23 protein-coding genes are annotated in these 21,025 nt (G+C 47.6%); 20 read left to right on the top strand and 3 right to left on the bottom strand.

Going from position 1 to position 21,025, the window contains the following annotated elements:
- The first annotated feature begins 424 nt into the window (after window positions 1-424).
- Genes DN92_RS08050 through sppA form a run of 3 tightly spaced genes read left to right on the top strand, consistent with a single transcriptional unit; the run spans window position 425 to window position 3,131 of the window.
- Window positions 425-1,462: an RluA family pseudouridine synthase gene (locus DN92_RS08050; RefSeq protein WP_173960744.1), complete on the top strand. Its 1,038-nt coding sequence runs from the start codon at window positions 425-427 to the stop codon at window positions 1,460-1,462.
- Window positions 1,463-2,149, top strand: a complete 687-nt coding sequence (locus DN92_RS08045) for an HAD-IIIA family hydrolase (protein ID WP_173960743.1) — start codon at window positions 1,463-1,465, stop codon at window positions 2,147-2,149.
- A gap of 22 nt (window positions 2,150-2,171) precedes the next feature.
- Complete coding sequence (sppA, locus tag DN92_RS08040) at window positions 2,172-3,131, top strand: signal peptide peptidase SppA (protein ID WP_173960742.1); 960 nt, start codon at window positions 2,172-2,174, stop codon at window positions 3,129-3,131.
- Between the two features lie 22 nt (window positions 3,132-3,153).
- Here the strand turns inward: sppA and DN92_RS08035 are convergent, their stop codons facing one another.
- Together DN92_RS08035 and DN92_RS08030 are read right to left on the bottom strand one after the other, a co-directional pair.
- Window positions 3,154-3,927, bottom strand: coding sequence for an SAM-dependent methyltransferase (locus tag DN92_RS08035; RefSeq protein ID WP_173960741.1), 774 nt, complete (start codon window positions 3,925-3,927; stop codon window positions 3,154-3,156).
- Between the two features lie 12 nt (window positions 3,928-3,939).
- Window positions 3,940-4,542 carry a Maf family nucleotide pyrophosphatase gene (locus DN92_RS08030; RefSeq protein WP_173960740.1) on the bottom strand — a complete coding sequence of 201 codons (603 nt, stop codon included), beginning with the start codon at window positions 4,540-4,542 and terminating at the stop codon, window positions 3,940-3,942.
- A 43-nt stretch (window positions 4,543-4,585) separates the two neighbouring features.
- Between DN92_RS08030 and DN92_RS08025 the strand changes: the two genes are divergently transcribed.
- The 17 genes from DN92_RS08025 to nagZ all read left to right on the top strand — a co-directional run bounded on the left by DN92_RS08025 (window position 4,586) and on the right by nagZ (window position 19,945).
- Window positions 4,586-5,164, top strand: coding sequence for a YceD family protein (locus DN92_RS08025; RefSeq protein WP_173960739.1), 579 nt, complete (start codon window positions 4,586-4,588; stop codon window positions 5,162-5,164).
- Between the two features lie 105 nt (window positions 5,165-5,269).
- Window positions 5,270-5,449: a 50S ribosomal protein L32 gene (gene rpmF, locus DN92_RS08020; protein ID WP_011902241.1), complete on the top strand. Its 180-nt coding sequence runs from the start codon at window positions 5,270-5,272 to the stop codon at window positions 5,447-5,449.
- 83 nt (window positions 5,450-5,532) lie between these two features.
- Complete coding sequence (gene plsX / locus DN92_RS08015) at window positions 5,533-6,543, top strand: phosphate acyltransferase PlsX (RefSeq protein ID WP_173960738.1); 1,011 nt, start codon at window positions 5,533-5,535, stop codon at window positions 6,541-6,543.
- 2 nt (window positions 6,544-6,545) lie between these two features.
- Window positions 6,546-7,532: a beta-ketoacyl-ACP synthase III gene (locus DN92_RS08010; protein ID WP_173960737.1), complete on the top strand. Its 987-nt coding sequence runs from the start codon at window positions 6,546-6,548 to the stop codon at window positions 7,530-7,532.
- A 39-nt stretch (window positions 7,533-7,571) separates the two neighbouring features.
- Window positions 7,572-8,507 carry an ACP S-malonyltransferase gene (gene fabD / locus DN92_RS08005; RefSeq protein ID WP_173960736.1) on the top strand — a complete coding sequence of 312 codons (936 nt, stop codon included), beginning with the start codon at window positions 7,572-7,574 and terminating at the stop codon, window positions 8,505-8,507.
- 39 nt (window positions 8,508-8,546) lie between these two features.
- Window positions 8,547-9,290, top strand: coding sequence for a 3-oxoacyl-ACP reductase FabG (fabG, locus tag DN92_RS08000; RefSeq protein WP_173960735.1), 744 nt, complete (start codon window positions 8,547-8,549; stop codon window positions 9,288-9,290).
- Window positions 9,291-9,393: 103 nt separating this feature from the next.
- The gene (gene acpP, locus DN92_RS07995; RefSeq protein WP_046330561.1) at window positions 9,394-9,633 is read left to right on the top strand and encodes an acyl carrier protein; all 240 of its coding nucleotides are present in this window, start codon (window positions 9,394-9,396) and stop codon (window positions 9,631-9,633) included.
- Window positions 9,634-9,661: 28 nt separating this feature from the next.
- A complete protein-coding gene (gene fabF, locus DN92_RS07990) occupies window positions 9,662-10,909 on the top strand; it encodes a beta-ketoacyl-ACP synthase II (RefSeq protein WP_173960734.1) in 1,248 nt (415 codons plus the stop codon).
- Window positions 10,910-10,970: 61 nt separating this feature from the next.
- Window positions 10,971-12,416 carry a DegQ family serine endoprotease gene (locus tag DN92_RS07985; protein WP_173960733.1) on the top strand — a complete coding sequence of 482 codons (1,446 nt, stop codon included), beginning with the start codon at window positions 10,971-10,973 and terminating at the stop codon, window positions 12,414-12,416.
- Window positions 12,417-12,559: 143 nt separating this feature from the next.
- Window positions 12,560-14,365, top strand: a complete 1,806-nt coding sequence (gene lepA / locus DN92_RS07980; protein ID WP_173960732.1) for a translation elongation factor 4 — start codon at window positions 12,560-12,562, stop codon at window positions 14,363-14,365.
- On the top strand, window positions 14,365-15,171 hold the full coding sequence (gene lepB / locus DN92_RS07975; protein WP_173960731.1) for a signal peptidase I: 807 nt from the start codon (window positions 14,365-14,367) through the stop codon (window positions 15,169-15,171). The genes lepA and lepB overlap by 1 nt, the downstream gene beginning before the upstream one ends.
- A gap of 4 nt (window positions 15,172-15,175) precedes the next feature.
- Complete coding sequence (rnc, locus tag DN92_RS07970; protein ID WP_173960730.1) at window positions 15,176-15,967, top strand: ribonuclease III; 792 nt, start codon at window positions 15,176-15,178, stop codon at window positions 15,965-15,967.
- Window positions 15,968-16,011: 44 nt separating this feature from the next.
- Window positions 16,012-16,908 carry a GTPase Era gene (gene era / locus DN92_RS07965; protein WP_254598382.1) on the top strand — a complete coding sequence of 299 codons (897 nt, stop codon included), beginning with the start codon at window positions 16,012-16,014 and terminating at the stop codon, window positions 16,906-16,908.
- 6 nt (window positions 16,909-16,914) lie between these two features.
- Window positions 16,915-17,649, top strand: coding sequence for a DNA repair protein RecO (gene recO, locus DN92_RS07960; RefSeq protein WP_173960728.1), 735 nt, complete (start codon window positions 16,915-16,917; stop codon window positions 17,647-17,649).
- A 12-nt stretch (window positions 17,650-17,661) separates the two neighbouring features.
- Window positions 17,662-18,405: a pyridoxine 5'-phosphate synthase gene (gene pdxJ, locus DN92_RS07955; RefSeq protein WP_173960727.1), complete on the top strand. Its 744-nt coding sequence runs from the start codon at window positions 17,662-17,664 to the stop codon at window positions 18,403-18,405.
- A gap of 13 nt (window positions 18,406-18,418) precedes the next feature.
- The gene (gene acpS, locus DN92_RS07950; RefSeq protein ID WP_173960726.1) at window positions 18,419-18,811 is read left to right on the top strand and encodes a holo-ACP synthase; all 393 of its coding nucleotides are present in this window, start codon (window positions 18,419-18,421) and stop codon (window positions 18,809-18,811) included.
- Window positions 18,812-18,856: 45 nt separating this feature from the next.
- Window positions 18,857-19,945: a beta-N-acetylhexosaminidase gene (gene nagZ / locus DN92_RS07945; protein WP_173960725.1), complete on the top strand. Its 1,089-nt coding sequence runs from the start codon at window positions 18,857-18,859 to the stop codon at window positions 19,943-19,945.
- A 5-nt stretch (window positions 19,946-19,950) separates the two neighbouring features.
- Here nagZ and DN92_RS07940 read toward each other — a convergent pair whose 3' ends face one another.
- Complete coding sequence (locus DN92_RS07940; RefSeq protein ID WP_173960724.1) at window positions 19,951-20,952, bottom strand: GNAT family N-acetyltransferase; 1,002 nt, start codon at window positions 20,950-20,952, stop codon at window positions 19,951-19,953.
- Window positions 20,953-21,025: the final 73 nt, after the last annotated feature.

The following is a 21,025-nucleotide window of genomic DNA, read 5'->3' as shown; positions in this document are numbered from 1 at the left end:
GCGCTGCGTTAGAGACAAGTTAGATACCGCTTGAGCGTAGCCCATTGGCGGCTTTGGAGTGTGGATCAAGCTAATCCAGGCATCTTTTGCCTGGTACACCATGTCTTATTCAACCGGTGCCACACTTGACGATCGCCGCAGAGACCTCCTTTAGGTCATCAATGCAGGCGCGCGCCTGAAAACTGTCTTCTAATCGCGGGTCGCGGCATACGGCACACCAACCCTGCGCCTCATTACAACGGGGGAGGGGCAACCCCGGGAGTCTATTAAGGGCGACTCCAAGCTCCACGAATCTAACCTGAACCAGGCTAGTCTCGGGCCAATAAATTGGCTAGAACGTTGATTATACGGCACAAGTTGAAGGACAATGGGGTATTGTTAAGTCCCTTGTCGACCCTCGTCGAGGTGGCAAGAGAGATAAATCATGAAATCCGAACCCATTTTCAAGCCTTCACAGGTAAAAATAGCTGCTCCTGCTGCTGTGCTTCTTCAGACTATTGGTCCTGAGGAGGCTGGCCAGCGTTTGGATAACTACCTGCTCCGTTGGGCTAAAGGGGTTCCCAAAAGCCACGTTTATCGGATTATTCGCTCTGGCGAAGTCCGAGTAAATAAGAAAAGGGCTGAACCCACTACCCGCTTAATTGAGGGGGATGTGGTTAGAGTCCCGCCAGTTCGGATAGCCGAGCCTGCCCAAATGGCAGCCGTTAATACAGCCCAAACCAAATCTCGGGCACAGGGCTATTCCGACAAAATGCCCATTTTGTTTGAGGATGAAGCCTTATTAATAGTGAATAAGCCCGCAGGTTTAGCTGTTCATGGAGGTTCAGGCATTGCTTTGGGTGTTATTGAGACCCTGCGCATTACCCGTCCTGAACTCAAATTTCTGGAGCTAGTCCATCGCTTAGACCGAGATACCTCAGGCGTCTTACTCTTGGCTAAAAAGCGGAGCGCTTTGGTGGAACTGCATCGGCAGATTCGTGAAGGTCAGACTGATAAGCGCTACTACTTGCTAGCCCATGGAGAAATTGCTCAAGGTGCGGGCACGATGCAGCTGAAATTTGCATTACATAAATACCTATTGGCCAATGGTGAGCGCCGCGTCCGGGTTGACCCAGATGGCTTACCAAGCCATACGGCTTTGCGCGTCACTAAAGTAATGCATCGTGGAGAAGTGGCAATTACCCTTGCTGAGGCTCAGTTAAAAACCGGGCGTACCCACCAAATTCGAGTCCATTTGCAGAAATTAGGACACTCTATTTTGGGTGATGACAAATATGGCTTTGAAGATCAAGATAAGCTTGTGAAATCGAAGCGCCTGTACTTACATGCCCACTTGGCTGGCTTTACTCACCCACGTACTGGCGAGAAAATGCGCATTGAGTCGCCTTTGCCCGCTGAATTTACCGCCATGATGAAAAACTTTGAAGTCACAACTGAACCCAGTAGAGCGATTGATATTTAAATGATTGAAGAACAAAAGCCCGAAAGACGTTATGACCTGATTGTGTGGGACTGGGATGGGACGATTATGGATTCCACCCCAACCATAGTGGAATGCATACAGCAGGCCTGCCGTGATCTCGGCTTCAAGGAGCCGGATGACTCTTTGGCAAGCTCAGTCATTGGTTTAGGTATACATGATTCACTGAGGAGGGCAGTGCCCTGGATCGAGCCAGCGCATTTCCCTAAGTTGACTGAGCGTTTTCGCTTTCACTACTTAGCGAAAGATCACGAGCTCGATTTATTTCCAGGCATTCGTGAGTTGCTAGCAAACTTGCGTGAGGAGGGTTACTTATTGGGAGTTGCCACTGGTAAATCTCGCGTGGGCCTAGATCGCTCCCTGAAGCATCATCAGCTAGAGCAGATGTTTCATGAAACCCGCACTGCCGATGAATCCTTCTCTAAGCCGCATCCTGGAATGCTCTTAGAGTTGTCCGATGTGATGCAAGTGCCGATGCGTCGAATGCTGATGATTGGCGATACTACCCATGATTTGGATATGGCGGCTAATGCAGGAGTGGATGCTGTGGCGGTAACTTATGGCGCACATCCCCCAAGTACTTTAAAAGAAGCGCCATCACTCACCCATGTAGATGATGTCTCGCAGCTGACGCGTTGGCTAAGTCAGAATCTCACGATTAAAAACTAGCAAGTAAAAAGGATTAAAAAAGATGGATCACAATCAATCTGACAATACGAATCCAAACTGGGAGCGTCAAGCGCTCGAGCATTTGTTGTTAGAGAATCTAAAAGAGACTCGCAAGGCACGTCGCTGGAAGGCGGTATTTCGGGTTCTTACATTAATTATTTTTGTGGGCGCGATTCTAACGATATTTGATTTTCATCTGCCAGGACGTGGCATGGGAACTGACAAGCACACGGCTTTAGTTACTCTCGAGGGAGAAATTTCTTCAAGCTCCATGGCAAATGCCTTGGACATCAACTCGTCTTTGACCGCAGCATTCGAGAATGAGAATAGCGCAGGGGTAGTGTTGCGCATTAATAGCCCTGGGGGCTCCCCAGTTCAAGCCGGCATGATTAATGATGAGATTCATCGCTTACGCAAACTCTACCCAGCCAAACCGTTCTATGTAGTCATTGAGGATATTTGTGCTTCAGGCGGTTACTACGTCGCTGTTGCGGGAGATCAAATTTTGGTCGATAAGGCCAGTCTTGTAGGCTCTATCGGCGTGATCATGGAGGGCTTTGGTTTTACTGGTCTGATGGAGAAATTAGGCGTGACACGCCGCATGATTACTGCCGGTTCTAACAAAGGCATGATGGATCCCTTCTCCAAGGAAAATCCCCAGCAAGTAGAAATGATTAAAACCATGATTGATGAGATTCATCAGCAATTTATTGCAGTGGTTAAAGCGGGGCGCGGCAATCGCTTAAAAGAAACCCCGGATATGTTTTCTGGCCGGGTTTGGAATGGTGAGCAGGCAATTAAAAACGGCTTGGTTGATGGCTATGGGACTGTGGAGTCTGTAGCGCGCGATATCTTTAAGGCTCAGGATATTCTGGACTACACCATGAAAGAGAATTTTGCCGAACGCGTTGCTAAGCGCTTTGGTGCTGAGGTCGGTGCCGCAGCAGGCAAGGCACTGATCAAGACACCCGACTTAAAGTAACAAGACAGTCAGCCAACACAGCTTAGGCCAGCAATAGAAATACTGCTGGCCTATTTTGTAATGAGGCACATGCTGCTTCATTCGGATAACGCTTGCGCCAGTCTGTAATCGAGAGTGTCGTAATCATTTCACTTTGTAGACTCAGATCCATGCCAAGACACAGCATGGTTTGTGGCGCCAGTGCATTGAGACAGGCCATCAACATAGCGGTGTTGCGATAGGGTGTCTCAATCCAAATTTGAGTCTGCTGCAATTTTCTGGATTCCACTTCTAATTGTTTGAGCCTGGCGATACGGTCTTGCGCATCATGCGGAATGTAGCCCTGAAACGCAAAGCGTTGACCGTTTAAGCCGCTAGCCATGAGGCCCAATAAAATTGAGCTTGGACCTACTAAAGGTTTTACTTTGGCGCCCAGTTTGTGTGCTGCCAATACGAGTTCTGCACCAGGATCTGCCACTCCGGGAACACCAGCCTCCGACATGAGGCCCATATCGTTGCCGGCCACCAAAGGCTTGAGTAAATCCATGGGCTTTACTGCATCACCATACTTTGCGTTTCTGGCTTGGCCACGCCACTCACTCATTTGCATTTCTTGAATGGTGCAGGCTAAAGGCGAAACGCTATCAACCGCTTTTAAAAAAGCTCGCGCAGTTTTGGCATCCTCCACAATCCAGTGAACTAGTTTTGATGTTTGCGTAATCGTTTCACTTGGTAAAACCCAGGGCAATTGCTCAACCCGAGCATCATCTCCCAAAGTATTGGGAATTAAAAAGAGGGTGCCTAGTGTTGAGCTCATTGTTTTATTTACTTATTGCTTACTTGGCTTATTTGGAATGGTGAAGCCAGCTTCACGCAAGAGACCGCTCAGCGCAATTAATGGCAAGCCAATTAATGCGGTGGGATCATCACTCTGAATGGATTCCAAGAGTGAGATTCCTAAGCCTTCAGATTTGGCGCTACCCGCGCAGTCATAGGGCTCTTCGGCATGGAGGTAAGCCTCCAGAGCATCGTCCGCAAGTTTACGAAAAGTAACTTCCGTAGGGATATTGATCGTTGTTTCCTCATTACCTCGCATGAGACATAGCGCTGTTTGAAAGGTCACAGTTGCACCACGCATGAGTTGAAGCTGTGCCATTGCCCGTTCAAAGTTTCCGGGCTTACCGATTGCTGCTCCGCACAGGTCTGCTACTTGATCAGAACCAATGACCCAGGCTTCCGGATGATCTTTGGCAACTGCGCTTGCCTTGGCTTTGGCTAATCTCAGAGCAAGCTCTAGAGTGCTTTCACCGGGCAAAGGGGTCTCATCTACCTTGGGTGGGATGACCTCAAAGGGAATGCGCAGGCGCTCTAAGAGCTCTCGACGATAGATCGAGGTAGACGCCAAAATTAGTTTTTTTACAGAATTACTCATGACTACTTGTACTTTCGCTGAAGCCTTCATTTAGACTGATGTCATGAATCGTAATCAAGTTTTACCTCAAGTCGAGCTATCCACGGATCCTAGTGCTTTACGCAGGATCGATTTTTGTGCCCCCCAGTCCCATCAAGGTGCTGGCTTTTTAGGTATTGCTGTGCTGCCTAGAATAGCTGAGGAGGCCTCCAGTATTGAGCCGGGTGATGGCTTCCATTGGCAGCTCAAGACCCATTTTGTGGACTCTCCAGGTTCTGAGCCCCAACAAATCCTGGAATTGGCTGTAAAAGGCCGTATTCACCTGGTTTGTCAGAGTTGTTTGCAGGATTGTGGCCTAGATTTGGCGCAAAAGAGTCGATTTGTCATGGTGGCCACCGAGGAAGAGGCGGACGCCTTCCCGATGGAGGATGACCAGCAAGAGCCTTTGGTGGCAAGTCAGCACTTTGACCTCTTAGGGTTAATTGAGGATGAAATTCTGCTCTCGATGCCTTTAATTCCAAAGCATCCAGAGGGTGCTTGCCAGCCGCATGCCTCCTCATTCGGAGAAGGTGGGGAGTCAGCAGATGCCCCTGAAAAACCTCAAAATCCCTTTAACATACTGAAAAATATGAAGAAAAACTGATTTAACCCCAGTCCCTAGGGACTATGTTTCAAGCTGGTTTTATCAGTCAGTCAGGCATTTATCCCAATTTACATGCTAGAATATTGCCTTGCTTAGGAGTTCAATATGGCCGTCCAACAGAATAAAAAATCCCCATCCAAACGTGGCATGCACCGTGCGCACGACTTTTTGACCGCACCTGCTACGGCTGTCGAAGCCACAACTGGTGAGGCTCACTTGCGCCACCACATTTCACCAAATGGCTACTATCGTGGCCGTAAAGTTGTTAAAACAAAAAACGACTAATTCTTTAGTCTGAAAAGAGAGAAGCGGCTCCAACAAAAGCCGCTTTTTTCTTAAACACACCACTTGCAGCAATTCTCGATTCTATGAGTGTCACTCTTGCTATCGATGCCATGGGCGGAGATCACGGAATAATCGTCACAGTTCCCGCGTGTTGTGATTTCCTGGAAAAACATGATGATGTCAATATTGCCTTGGTTGGCAATTCGGAGCTACTCAAGCAAGCCTTAAGTCAGTTTCCAAAAGCGCCATTGGAGCGCATTCAAATTATTTCCGCTAGTGAGGTTGTCCTCATGGATGATCCCATTGAGGTAGCGCTGCGCCGTAAAAAAGATTCTTCTATGCGCGTTGCCATCGAGCAGGTGAAGGAAGGTTTAGCGGATGCCGTAATCTCCTCTGGCAATACGGGCGCCTTAATGGCCATTGCTCGCTATGTCCTGAAAACCCTAGAGGGTGTTGATCGCCCTGCAATTGCGACTGCGATTCCCAATGAAAAAGGCCGTGGCACCACGATGCTCGATCTCGGCGCTAATGCTGATTGCGAGCCGATGCACTTGGTGCAGTTTGCGCAAATGGCTAATGTGATGGTGCAGGTGGTAGAGGGCATTCAAAATCCTTCAATTGGTCTACTGAACATTGGTGAAGAGGTTATTAAAGGGAATGAGGTGGTGAAGCAGACCAGTGAGTTGCTACGTCAGACCGATTTAAACTTTTATGGCAACGTAGAAGGCAATGATATTTTTAAGGGCACTACGGATATCGTGGTGTGCGATGGTTTTGTTGGTAACGTCGTCCTCAAGGCGAGCGAGGGTTTGGCCAAGATGATGAGCGGCTTAATTAAAGAAGAATTTAACCGCTCATTGCTCACTAAATTAATGGCAATTTGCGCCATGGTGCCTTTGCTTCGCGTACGCATGCGCGTTGATCATCGCCGTTATAACGGGGCAGTGCTTTTAGGGTTACGCGGTTGCGTGATTAAAAGCCATGGTTCTGCAGATCGCTTTGCCTTTGGATTTGCGCTAGATCGTGCATATGAAGCAGCGAAGAATCGCATGGTAGATCGCATTGCTCAAGCTTTTGTGGTGGAGACAAAATAATCATGACTACATATTCACGGATAGCGGGAACGGGAAGTTATCTTCCTGAGTTGCGTTTAACTAATCAAGATCTCGTTGAGCGTTTGGCTAAGGTTGGCCTTGAGACTAGCGATGAGTGGATTGTGACTCGAAGCGGGATTTCTGCCCGTCATTTTGCAGCTGATAATCAGCTGACGAGCGACTTGGCAGTCATTGCTGCCCAGGCAGCTTTAGAGGTAGCCGGGTGCTCATCAGAGGATCTCGATCTCATTATTTTGGCAACATCAACGCCCGATCATTTGGGTGGTTTTCCAAGCACAGCCTGTGTAGTTCAAGATAAGTTGGGTGCCCACACTAACTGCGCAGCATTTGATGTGCAGGCAGTATGTGCTGGCTTTACTTATGCGCTTGCAATTGCCGATGCATTTATACGTACAGGGACTTACAAAAAAGTCTTGGTTCTTGGTGCGGAAACGTTCTCTCGCATTTTGGATTTCCAAGATCGCACGACTTCAGTTTTGTTCGGTGACGGCGCTGGTGCAGTAGTGCTAGAAGCCTCGTCTGAACCCGGAATTTTGGCAACTGCCTTACATGCGGATGGTAGTCAACGCGATATTTTGTGCGTTCCAGGGCGCGCTAAGCAAGGTGGTGTGGAAGGATCTGCATACCTTACGATGGATGGCCCCGCAGTATTTAAGCTGGCCGTGAAAGTCCTCGAGCAAGTTGCTCATGAGGCATTAGAAAAAGCTAATCTTAAGCCAGAACAAATCGATTGGTTAGTGCCACATCAAGCGAATATTCGCATTATGGAGAGCACTGCACGCAAGATGGGTATGTCGATGGATAAGGTGATTGTGACTTTGCACGAGCACGGTAATACCTCTGCTGCGTCTATTCCGCTTGCTTTAGACGCGGGCGTTCGTTCCGGACAAATTCAGCGCGGTCAACACCTCTTACTAGAGGGTGTGGGCGGCGGCTTTGCTTGGGGTGCGGTAGCTGTTAAGTACTAAAGCAACAATATTGATAACTATTATTTAACGACTATTCCTATGACATTTGCATTCGTATTTCCTGGTCAGGGCTCCCAATCTGTTGGGATGCTCAATTCAATTGCAGATCGCCCTGAAGTACGTGCGACATTGGAGGAGGCTTCTGAGGTATTGGGTCAAGATATTGCAAAACTCATTGCTGAAGGCCCTGCAGAAGCATTGTCATTAACAACCAATACGCAACCCGTCATGCTCACCGCAGCCATCGCGTTTTATCGTGCTTGGCTAGCTTCCGGTGGCGCTATTCCTAAGATGATGGCAGGCCATAGTCTTGGTGAGTATTCGGCTTTGGTTGCTGCTGGGGTCATTTCTTTTAAAGATGCGGTACCTTTGGTACGTTTTCGTGCTGAAGCCATGCAGACTGCAGTACCGGTTGGTACGGGTGGTATGGCCGCGATTTTAGGATTAGACGATGCGATTGTGAAGACGGTTTGTGCTGACGCTGCTGCAGCCTGTGGCGGAGTAGTGGAAGCGGTGAACTTCAATGCACCGGGTCAAGTGGTGATTGCTGGAGGTAGCGATGCGGTTACTAAAGCATGTGAGTTGTTAAAGGTCGCTGGTGCTAAACGCGCTTTACCTTTACCCGTATCTGCACCATTTCACTCTTCTTTGTTGCAGCCTGCATCCGAGAAGCTACAAGGTTATCTAGCTAATATCGAATTCAAGACCCCGACCATCGCTGTTATTAATAATGTCGACGTAGAGATATTGAATGATCCGCTTGCCATTAAAGATGCCTTAGTGCGCCAAGCTGCCAAGCCTGTGCGTTGGCAAGAGACTATCAATGCCATGGCTCAGCAAGGCATTACCCAAGTCGTCGAGTGCGGCCCTGGCAAGGTATTGGCTGGGTTGACTAAGCGTATCAATGAGGATGTTGTTGGATTACCTGTTTTTGATGAGGTAAGTCTCAACGAAGCTTTGGCAGCAGTAAAGTAACTACGCATCAACACATTAAAGAACTTAGGAAAGACACAGATGAACCTTGATCTCAGTGGGCAAATTGCATTAGTGACGGGCGCGTCGCGCGGCATTGGTCGAGCGATTGCAGATGAATTAGTCCAGTGCGGCGCCAAAGTGATTGGCACCGCTACCTCTGAGGAAGGCGCAAAGGCAATTAATGAACGTCTAGAAGCAAGCGGCGGGCGCGGTATGGTATTGAATGTGACTGACCCAAAAGCTTGCGAAGAGATTATTGAATTGATCGTCAAAGATTTTGGCGGTATTGGCATTTTGGTTAATAACGCAGGTATTACCCGTGATAACTTAGCGATGCGCATGAAAACAGACGAGTGGACCGATGTCATCGATACCAACTTAAGCGCTGTTTTTCGTCTTTCACAGGCTGTTATGCGCCCAATGATGAAGGCCCGTGCAGGTCGAATTATCAATATCACTTCTATTGTGGGTCATATGGGCAACCCAGGCCAAGCAAACTATGCTGCAGCCAAGGCAGGTGTTTCGGGGATGACCCGCGCTTTAGCCCGTGAAATTGGCAGTCGCAACATCACCGTAAATTGTGTGGCCCCTGGGTTTATTGATACCGATATGACCCGCGCCCTAAGTGAAGACCAGCAAAATGCGCTTAAAGCGAATATCCCCTTAGCGCGCTTGGGTAGCCCCGAGGATGTGGCTCAGGCGGTGGCGTTTTTAGCCTCCCCAGCTGCTGGGTACATCACTGGGAACACCCTGCATGTCAATGGTGGCCTCTATTTAGCCTAAAAATAAGCTCGGAATTGAATCATTTTTTGGTGGATTTAATAATTTAGCCCGCCAAGCTGATAAAATTCTTTTCATCGTTTTTTTACAACCCTTGGGGGAATTAATGGATAACATCGAACAACGCGTTAAGAAGATCGTCGCTGAGCAATTAGGCGTCGCAGAAGCAGAGATCAAGAATGAATCTTCTTTTGTGAATGACTTGGGCGCAGACTCTCTTGACACAGTTGAATTGGTAATGGCTTTGGAAGACGAATTCGGGATTGAAATTCCGGATGAGGAAGCTGAAAAAATCACTACTGTTCAGCTCGCCATCGATTTTGCTCAATCAAAAGCTCAGGGTTAATTCCCTAGCTTAGTTAATAGCTAATACAGTGTCAGCATCAAATGGCCGTCGCCGGGTTGTTGTTACCGGCTTGGGCCTTATTTCACCAGTTGGTAATTCGGTTGATGTAGCTTGGTCTAATTTGCTTGCGGGTAAATCTGGCATTGCTAACATCACCAAGTTTGACCATACTCCGCTCAGCGTGCATTTTGCTGGTGAGGTGAAAGACTTTAATGTCGAAGAATATGTTTCTGCCAAAGAGGCTCGCCATATGGATACCTTTATTCATTATGGTATCGCCGCTGGTACCCAAGCGATTCGAGATAGTGGTTTACAAATAACCGAAGAGAACGCAGAGCGCGTTGGCGTCATGGTTGGTTCAGGCATTGGTGGTTTGCCAATGATTGAAGAGACCGGCGCTGAATTACTCGCTCGCGGTCCTCGTCGTATTTCTCCATTTTTTGTACCCGGCTCAATCATTAATATGATTTCTGGGCACCTCAGCATCTTGTTTGGTCTTAAAGGCCCAAACGTGGCTGCGGTGACTGCCTGTACAACTGGTCTGCATAGTATTGGATTGGCGGCACGATTAATTCAGTATGGTGATGCTGATGTGATGGTTGCTGGCGGCGCTGAATCCACGATATCTGCATTGGGTGTTGGTGGTTTTGCCTCTGCCAGAGCGCTATCAACTCGCAATGATGACCCTGCAACCGCTTCACGTCCATGGGACAGAGACCGCGATGGTTTCGTTCTGGGTGAGGGTGCCGGCGTGATCGTTCTTGAGGAATATGAGCATGCTAAGGCCCGTGGTGCAAAGATCTACTGTGAGCTCTTGGGCTTTGGCATGAGTGGTGATGCGTATCACATGACTGCACCTAATATGGATGGTCCGCGCCGCTGCATGAACAATGCCATGCGCGACGCTGGTTTAAATGCCGATCAGATTCAGTACATTAATGCGCACGGCACTTCTACACCTTTGGGTGATAAGAATGAAACTGCTGCCATTAAGGCCGCTCTTGGGGACCATGCCAAGAAAACCTTGATCAACTCTACCAAGTCAATGACTGGCCACCTTTTAGGCGGTGCCGGTGGCTTGGAGTCTGTCTTTACCATTTTGGCCCTGCACCACCAGAAATCTCCACCAACAATTAACATATTTAATCAAGATCCCGAGTGTGATTTGGACTACTGCGCCAATACTGCCCGCGATGTGAAGATTGACCACGCCATCAAAAACAACTTTGGCTTTGGGGGTACTAACGGTACCTTGATTTTTGGCAAATTGATCTAATATTCATAGTTAGTTCTCTTCCTATCTTTTATTGGTTTTTACCAAGCAGGTCTATAGCATCATGAAAAAGTACCTTATTGCACTCCTAGCTATCCTGAGTTTGGGACAACTCGCGTTTACTCCGACTGTATTTGCGCAAAATCCGCGTGTATCTATTCCTGATTTTGCCGATTTAGTCGAGCGTGCCAGCCCTGCGGTAGTCAATATCCGCACCACTGAAAAAGTGATGCAACAGTCTCAAGGCGGCATTCCAGGTATGCCCGAGGATCAGGCTGAGTTCTTCCGTCGATTCTTTGGAGTTCCCATCCCCGGACTTCCTGGTGGCCCAAAGCAATCGCAACCAAATCCTGGAAAGCCGCAAGAGGCTGATCGCGGGGTAGGTTCAGGCTTCATTATTGAATCCAATGGATTAATTTTGACAAACGCCCATGTGGTCGAGGGTGCGAATACTATCTATGTCACCTTGACTGATAAGCGTGAGTACAAGGCCAAATTATTGGGCATGGATAAGCGTACCGATGTAGCAGTTGTCAAAATTGATGCACGTGATTTACCTAAGCTGTCCTTGGGTGACTCCTCTAGAGTGAGAGTAGGGGAGTGGGTGCTGGCAATTGGTTCGCCATTTGGATTGGAGAATACCGTGACTGCCGGTATCGTATCTGCTAAGAGCCGTGACACGGGCGATTATTTGCCATTCATACAGACTGACGTAGCGGTGAACCCAGGCAATTCTGGTGGCCCACTTCTCAATACTGCTGGACAAGTCATTGGCATTAACTCGCAGATTTTTAGTCGTTCCGGCGGATACATGGGTATCTCTTTTGCTATTCCGATTGATGAGGCGATGCGGGTTGCAGATCAATTGCGTACCAATGGAAAAATGACTCGTGGTCGTATTGGTGTCGCTTTAGGTGAGCTAACTAAAGAAATTGCTGAAAGCTTGGGTCTGGGTAAACCTCGCGGTGCTTATGTTCGTAATGTGGAACCGGGTGGTCCTGCGGCAGCTGGTGGCATTGAGTCAGGCGACGTGATCCTGAGTTTTAATGGCCGTGATATTGGCAAATCTACTGATTTACCAAGAGCGGTTGGAGAAACCAAGCCGGGTACTAGTGCAAGTATTCAGGTGTGGCGCAAAGGTAGCACTAAGGATTTGATGGTCACTGTGGTGGATACCGAGGCTGGCCAGGCTGCCGTGAAGAAGGCGGATAGCCCTAACTCCAGCGGATCCAATGCCAACGCTCTTGGGGTGGCAGTGTCTGAGCCCTCGGATAGCAAGAGAAAAGAGCTCAATATCCGTGGTGGCGTTGAGGTTACCGGCTTAGGTGATGGACCTTTAGCACGTGCAGGGGTGCGCCAGGGCGATGTCATTATTCGGATAGCGGATGCAGATGTCACCGGGGTAAAGCAGTTTGAGGGCTTGGTTAAGGGTTTGGATGCTAATAAGTCCGTCCCGGTTTTTGTTCGTCGGGCCGATAGCACCTTAATTATTCCGATAAGACCAAAATAAGCAAAATCCTGCTTTTCAAGGTAAAAAAACGGGTTTGGCGCTAATTTGGCGCCACCCATTACAATCGCTTTAAGACGACTTTTTGCAGCGCATCATTGTGGTGCGTTCTGACAAGGCGTTTTTTAAAGACCAAATAAGACGCTATGGATTTAATCCGCAATTTCTCTATCATCGCCCACATCGATCACGGCAAATCAACGCTTGCTGATCGCATTATTCAATTATGTGGCGGTCTCTCTGATCGTGAAATGGAAGCTCAGGTTCTCGACTCAATGGATATTGAGCGTGAGCGTGGCATCACCATTAAAGCGCAAACTGCAGCGCTGTCCTATAAGGCTAAAGATGGCAAGACCTACAGCATCAATCTGATTGATACGCCAGGACACGTTGACTTCTCATATGAAGTGAGTCGCTCCTTGTCTGCATGTGAAGGCGCATTGCTAGTGGTGGATGCCAGTCAAGGCGTTGAAGCGCAAACTGTTGCCAACTGCTATATGGCGCTGGAGTTGGGTGTTGAGGTTGTGCCAGTGCTCAATAAAATTGATTTGCCTCAAGCAGATCCTGAGCGCGCTAAAAAAGAAATTGAAGATGTTATTGGGATTGATGCATCTGATGCAGTGACCTGCTCGGCTAAGACGGGTATGGGTGTTGCAGAAGTGATTGAGGAGATGATTGCTCGGGTGCCTCCGCCAAAAGGAAGTGCTGCTGACCCATTGCAAGCATTGATCATCGATTCTTGGTTTGACAACTACGTAGGCGTGGTGATGTTAGTGCGTGTTGTGAATGGCACTTTAAAGCCTAAAGAAAAAATTACCTTAATGGCTAACGGCTCAAGCCATTTAGTTGAACATGTGGGCGTATTCAGTCCAAAGTCTGTTGATCGTCCTGAGCTATCTGCTGGTCAAGTAGGCTTTGTGATCGCCGGTATTAAAGAGTTAAAAGCTGCCAAGGTGGGTGATACGGTCACTCACACCTCTGGACAGCAAGGCCGGATACCCGCTACTGCACCTTTGCCTGGTTTTAAAGAGGTTAAGCCCCAAGTCTTTGCAGGGCTGTATCCAGTAGAAGCCAGTGAATATGATCAGTTGCGTGAATCTTTGGAAAAGCTGCAATTAAATGATGCTTCACTGTTATACGAGCCAGAGGTATCTCAGGCTCTGGGTTTTGGATTCCGCTGCGGTTTCCTTGGTCTGCTCCATATGGAGATTGTGCAAGAGCGTTTAGAACGTCAGTACGGCATGAATCTTATTACCACTGCTCCAACGGTGGTCTACCAGGTAGAGCAATCTGATGGCTCTATCTTATCGGTCGATAACCCATCGAAGATGCCAGAGGCTAGCAAGATCAATACGATTCTTGAGCCGATTGTGACGGTGAATCTGTATATGCCTCAAGAGTATGTCGGCGCAATGATTACTTTATGCGTTGGTAAGCGTGGCATTCAGATGGATATGAATTATCTGGGGCGTCAAGTTAAGCTCACCTACGAGTTGCCGATGGCGGAGATTGTGTTGGACTTCTTTGACAAGATGAAGTCCATCTCCCGTGGTTACGCCTCCATGGATTACGAGTTTAAGGAATATCGTCCAGCCGATGTAGTGAAGGTAGATATTTTGATTAATAACGAACGCGTTGATGCTCTGTCGGTGATCGTTCATCGCAGCAACAGTCAGCATCGCGGGCGTGAAGTGGTTGGGAAGATGCGCGGCATCATTCCCCGTCAAATGTTTGATGTGGCTATTCAGGCGGCGATTGGTAGCAATATTGTTGCTCGTGAAAACGTGAAGGCCTTACGTAAAAACGTATTGGCCAAGTGTTACGGTGGTGATATTTCTCGTAAGCGTAAGTTATTAGAGAAGCAAAAAGAAGGTAAAAAACGTATGAAGCAGGTGGGTAATGTGGAGATTCCACAAGAAGCCTTCCTAGCTATTTTGCAGGTGGACGGTTAATGAACTTCGCTCTCATCCTGTTTATCTTAGTGGTCGTATCCGGTATTGCCTGGGTTGCTGATCGACTGTACTTTGCACCACAAAGACGTGCGGTCGGTGTTGAGCGCATGCCCTTGTGGTTGGAATATACCGCCGGCTTCTTCCCAGTGATTTGTGCGGTATTTGTATTACGTTCTTTTATTGTGGAGCCATTCAAAATCCCATCAGGATCGATGATCCCCACCCTGCAAATTGGCGATTTCATTCTGGTGAATAAATTTACTTATGGCATTCGCTTGCCAGTCATTAATCAGAAGGTAGTGGAGTTAGGCTCTCCCAAGCGTGGCGATGTTGTGGTGTTCCGCTATCCCCGCGATGAATCAATAGACTACATTAAACGTGTTGTGGCTTTGCCAGGCGATACCATTACTTATCAAGATAAGCGTTTAACAGTGAATGGTCAGCCCTTGCAATACAGTGGCGGCGAGTCTTATCTCGATCCTGAAAATATGCGTTATGCCAAACGGTTTGTGGAATCTTTTCCTATAGATTTAGGTGGCAATAGGCATGAGATTCTGAATGACCCAGATCGTCCTGCTGGCATGTTCCCTGCAGAACGTTTCCCTGGGTTTGAAAACTGCCAATATCAAAATGCTGGGCTCACTTGTACTGTTCCTGCGGGACATTACTTCACTATGGGCGATAACCGAGATAACAGCGCAGATTCTCGTTATTGGGGATTCGTACCGGATAAAAATATCGTGGGTAAAGCCTTCTTTGTTTGGTTGAATCTCGGAAATCTTGGCCGTATTGGCGGCTTCGAATAAAGTCATGAACGCCCGAGCCACTATCGAGACGGCACCACTGCAAGCGCAACTTGGTTATACGTTCAAGAAGTTGGAGTTGCTCAATCAAGCGCTGACACATCGCAGTCATAGTAAGAAGAATAACGAGCGCTTAGAGTTTTTAGGTGACTCGATTCTCAATTGCGTGGTGGCAGAAATGCTCTATGAGCGCTACTCCGATTTAGATGAAGGCGATCTGTCTCGTGTACGCGCAAACTTAGTCAAGCAACAAGCTCTATATGAAATTGCGCAAACACTATCGCTATCTGACTACCTTCGTTTAGGAGAGGGCGAACTCAAAAGTGGTGGTTTTCGTCGCCCATCCATATTGGCTGATACTCTTGAGGCGGTTACTGGTGCGATCTTTTTGGATGGTGGATTTGATGCTGCCAAAACTTGTCTGCGCAAACTCTATTCCATCATTTTGGCTCACGTGGATCCAAAGACTTTGGGTAAGGACGATAAGACTCTGTTGCAAGAATGCTTGCAGAGCTATCAATTACCTTTACCTACGTATAACGTTACAGGCACTAGCGGTGCTGCACATAATCAGCAATTTGAAGTTGAGTGCTTAATACCTAATATAAAAGTAGCCGTTAAGGGTGAGGGTGCCTCCCGACGTGCAGCTGAGCAAGCTGCCGCCAAATTGGCTCTGATCGCCGCACTAAAGGCCTTGCCTCAAGAATTGGGTAAGCCCAAAAAGACTCGGTCAGCCAAAAAGAAGGCAGCAAAAAAAGTAGCAACCGAAGAGCAGTTAAATCTTAAGCTGAAGGGCTAATCGTGTTTAGATGCGGCACTATCGCCATTGTTGGCCGTCCCAATATGGGCAAATCAACCCTTTTGAATGCTTTGGTTGGTCAGAAGATCAGCATTACTTCACGCAAAGCACAGACAACTCGTCACCGTATTTTAGGAATCCAAAATCGTGAAGAGGCGCAATTTATCTTTATTGATACCCCGGGTTTTCAGACTCGCTTGATGAATACCCTCAACAAAGCACTGAACCGCACGGTCACCACTGCATTACAAGATGTGAATGTTGCTTGCTTTGTCGTTGAGGCAGGTTACTTTGGTGAGGATGACAAGAAGGTTCTCCGCCTACTCCCCAATGATTTGCCGGTTGTCTTAGTTTTGAACAAATTGGACTTGTTTAATAGCCGCTTTCAGACTCCATCTGAGCGAGATCAAGCATTGCTCAATTTCATGAAGGAAATGAGTCAGCCTTGGAGTGATCTGGGTGGTCACGAGGATCAAAGTCAATGTGAATTTACTGAGATCGTGCCCATGAGTGCCAAAAGCCCTGGTGATGTACAAAGACTCTTGGATGTTTTAGAGGGCTATTTACCTGAAGCGCCAGCGGTATACGATGGCGATACTCTCACCGATCGCAGCGAACGTTTTCTAGCTGCTGAAATCTTGCGTGAGAAAGTCTTCCGCTTTACTGGTGAAGAGTTGCCTTACACCAGCACTGTAGTGATTGATCAATTCAAGATGGATGGCAAGATGCGTCGCATTGCGGCTACGATTTTGGTGGACCGCGATAGCCATAAAGCCATGATTATTGGTGCCAAGGGTGAGCGTCTGAAGAAGATCTCCACCGATGCGCGTATTGATATGGAAAAGCTTTTCGATGGTAAAGTCTTTTTGGAGACCTGGGTCAAGGTTAAACGCGGTTGGGCAGATGACCGTGCTGAGCTTCGTGCGCAAGGTCTAGAGTAAGTTCCCATGGCCTCGATTCGTGTTGCCGACGAACCCGCTTTTGTATTGCACAGCATTCCTTACAAGGAAACCAGTTTAATTCTGGATGTCTTTACGCGGCAATACGGTCGTATGGCTTTAATTGCTAAGGGTGCTAAACGCCCGCACTCCGTATTGCGACCGGTTCTCCAGCGATTCCAGCCCTTATTGGTTTCTTGGAGTGGTAAATCCGAGTTACGCACTTTGACAAAGTCAGAGTGGGTAGGTGGCACACCATCTTTAGTGGGTGATGCACTGCTTTGCGGTTTTTACCTCAACGAGTTACTGGTCAAGTTCTTGGCGCGTGAAGACGATTATGAGAGGCTCTACGATCACTACACCGATACTATTTCTGCTTTATCTAATCTTGAATTTGAGTCTAAGGGCTTAGAAGAAATTCTTCGTCCATTTGAGTTAACCCTGCTACAAGAGACGGGCTATGCCGCAGCATTAGATCGCTGCGTAGAGACCAATAGCGCCCCGATCTTAGAAGAGCGGTACGTTTATCAGCCAGAGCGCGGCGTGAGGCCTGCGCAAAGCGATGATCCAGGTCATTGGCCGGTCTTGAGTGGCCAATCCCTGCTGGCAATCGCAGCGGGTGATTTTTCTGCTTCAGAGACACTTTCTGAAAGTAAGCAATTGATGCGCTTCTTGCTGGGGCTACACCTTCAGGATCAAGTGCTGACAACCCGCCAGATTTTGATTGATCTGAAAAAAATCTAGTAAGCTACTTGAATGAATACGCCACCAAAACTTGAGCTTGGCATCAATATTGATCACGTAGCTACTTTGCGTAATGCACGTGGGACGACTTATCCCGATCCTTTGAGGGCGGCGCGTTTAGCTGAAGAGGCTGGTGCCGATCTGATTACCTTGCATTTACGGGAAGATCGTCGTCACATTAAGGACGCTGACCTAATGGCCTTGCGCCCTTTAATTCAGACGCGTATGAATCTAGAGTGCGCTGTCACACCGGAGATGATTGAGATCGCTTGCCAGGTGAAGCCCCACGATGTATGTCTCGTTCCTGAAAAGCGTGAGGAAGTGACTACTGAAGGTGGTTTAGACGTAGTGAGATACTTTGATGCTGTGAAAGCGGCAACTACCCAGTTAAAAAATGCAGGGATTCGGGTATCACTCTTTATTGACCCAGAAGAAAAGCAAATCCAAGCCGCAAAGGACATTGGCGCAACAGTGGTTGAATTGCATACTGGGCGCTACGCAGATCTCGCAGGCGATAAACAAATGCAAGAACTCGAGCGGATTAGAAAAGCAGCACAGTTTGGGAAAAGCATTGGTTTGCGAGTCAATGCAGGCCATGGATTACATGAGGGTAATGTGATGCCGGTTGCTGCAATTAGTGAGCTCTCTGAGCTCAATATCGGTCATGCGATTGTTGCTGAAGCCCTCTTTAAGGGTTGGCAAAACGCGATTACCGATATGAAAGTGCTGATGGATCAGGGCAGAGCCAACTCTTAAAATTCATACGCATATGATCATTGGTATTGGTACTGATATTTTGCAGATCGAGCGGCTTCAAGCTGCCTACGATCGAACCCACGGGCGGCTAGCTGAAAAAATTCTTGGGCCAGATGAGATGTTAGTTTTTAAACATCGTTTGGCCAGAAACCATAAAAGGGGCATTGCCTTCTTGGCAACGCGCTTTGCAGCTAAAGAAGCATTTTCAAAAGCAATTGGCCTAGGCATGAGAATGCCTATGACTTGGCGATCCCTCCAAACATTGAATGAGCCCAGCGGCAAGCCAGTTACTTCCTACATAGGGGCACTGGCTCAGTTTATGCAAGAAAGAAATTGGGAAGCTCAGGTGACAGTTAGTGATGAGCAAGATATGGCTATTGCGCATGTCATCGTAGTGCAAAAATAAAACATCATCTAGAGCAAATTAAAACTAAACAATTTCGAGGAATACATGAGTAAGTCGACAATGAAACCCGGCCCAGTGACTTTGGATGTTGTTGGTCTTGAGTTAAATGCTGCAGATCGCCGTCGTATTCTGCACCCGCTGACCGGTGGTGTGATTTTATTTGGCAGAAATTTTTCTAATCGTAAGCAGCTTACTAAACTGACTGCAGAGATTAAAAAGCTACGTCCTGATGTGTTGATCTCGATTGACCATGAAGGGGGAAGAGTACAGCGCTGCAGAACTGATGGGTTTACTCATTTACCTGCAATGCGTAAGCTTGGCGAGCTTTGGGGTGCTAAAAATACATCAGCGCATCAATCAAAACATGCCGCCGAATCCGCTGCTTTAGCGATGGCAGCAGCTACTGCTTGTGGCTACGTTTTGGCTGCAGAGCTTCGTGCCTGTGGCGTGGACTTGAGTTTTACGCCAGTGTTGGATTTAGATTTTGGTCGTAGTGGTGTCATTGGTGATCGTGCCTTTAGTCGTGATCCACAGATTACTTTTGCATTAGCCAAGAGCTTGAATGAAGGCTTGCGCCTTGCTGGAATGGCGAACTGTGGCAAACACTTTCCAGGGCATGGTTGGGCTGAAGCAGACTCCCATGTGGCAATTCCGGTAGATGAGCGCTCCTTAGAACAAATTCTGAATACCGATGCAAAGCCTTATGAGTGGCTTGATCTGAGTTTGACTGCGGTGATGCCTGCGCATGTCATCTACCCTAAGGTGGATAAGAATCCTGCGGGATTTTCTAAGATTTGGTTGCACTCTATCTTGCGTCAAGAGTTGGGCTTTGAAGGTGTGATTTTTAGTGATGACCTCTCGATGGAGGGGGCCAGTGTGGCTGGCTCTGTCGTGAAAGGTGCTGGCATGGCACTTGAAGCGGGATGTGATGCAGTATTAATCTGTAATCGCCCAGATCTGGCAGATCAACTACTGAGTCAATTAAAGGTTTCTAAAGCAAAGCAAGCTGAATCCGCTGTTCGTTTAAATCGCTTGATGCCGACTGCCGCAGCCCCTACATGGGATGAGTTACAGTCCGAGGCGCAATACCGGCATGCTAAAGGCCTACTTCAGCAGCTGAAGTTAATTGGATAGAAACTCTATTTCTTCGAAACTCTCTCCCACTCCGAGATAACAAACTTTTTAACTTCTTCCCCTTGCTCTCTGGCGCATATGATTTCATTGACGTTCACAGTTTGATAAATCTTCTGTAGGCGAAGAATATCTCCCTTAGTAGAGAAATGTGGAATCCAAGATCCCCAAAAGAAACCCAATCCTTCCAATTCAATATAAGCATGGGCAGCCGCATTTTGTGTAATGGGCAGATCTAGATAAACAGAGGCAATGTTTAGAGACTCAAGTTTTTGTAACTCTGTTTTAACTGATGCTATTAAATCCGCGCCGATATAGTCTACCGAGATATTGGCAACTTGGTCTTTGGAATCAATTTCAGTCCTTAGCTTTGTTTTTCCGATCCCCGGAGTACTTACATTGCTGATGGTTCGCTGGAGGTTTACGCTTGTTAACAGCGCATTTAAGTGCTCAGTATGCTGGCTTGGGACATAAATATTATGTGGGCGATCCTTTAGAGGGAGATAAAACGCTAGTAAAGACATGCGTGTATCACTAAAGTTTTGTAAACCCTGCATTGCAATTGTGGTTGGAACATCCCCGATAAAAAGACCAGTTTCTTTCGCATTGAAAGCAATCATTTCATGTTGGCTGTAAGGGTGATTGGTAACGCATTCAGTCCAAAAACCTGGCAAACCTAAAGACTGGGCAATCTCTATTCGTTTTTTTGCTATTAACTCAGCAATGTGATGGCCCCTGTAGTTTGGATCCACCATCATTTTTCCAGCTTCCGGTGAAGCATTTTCACTGCCATTAAAAGTTAATGCGCAGTGTCCAATAATTTGATTATTTCCCAGCTTTGCAACTATAGAATGTATTTTCTTTGTGACGATTGCATCTGTTAGCTTGGCAGCGTCATACATGATTGGGTTGGGGTAGCTATCCCCATAACAGCGCCGGACACACTCAATCAGATGCGGAATATCCTCAAGAGCTAAGGTGGTGATTTCAGGGGAAATAGTGTCATCCATAGTTTCATTATGATGTTGATTGAGGAAATAAAAAAGCCCGGCATGCCGTGCTTTTTGTTGATCAAGCGAGCTA

It is taken from the genome of Polynucleobacter arcticus, assembly GCF_013307205.1.
Classification (GTDB): Bacteria; Pseudomonadota; Gammaproteobacteria; order Burkholderiales; family Burkholderiaceae; genus Polynucleobacter; species Polynucleobacter arcticus.
Note: the sequence above shows the minus strand (reverse complement) of the source record. Positions and strands in the feature narration are given on the sequence as shown.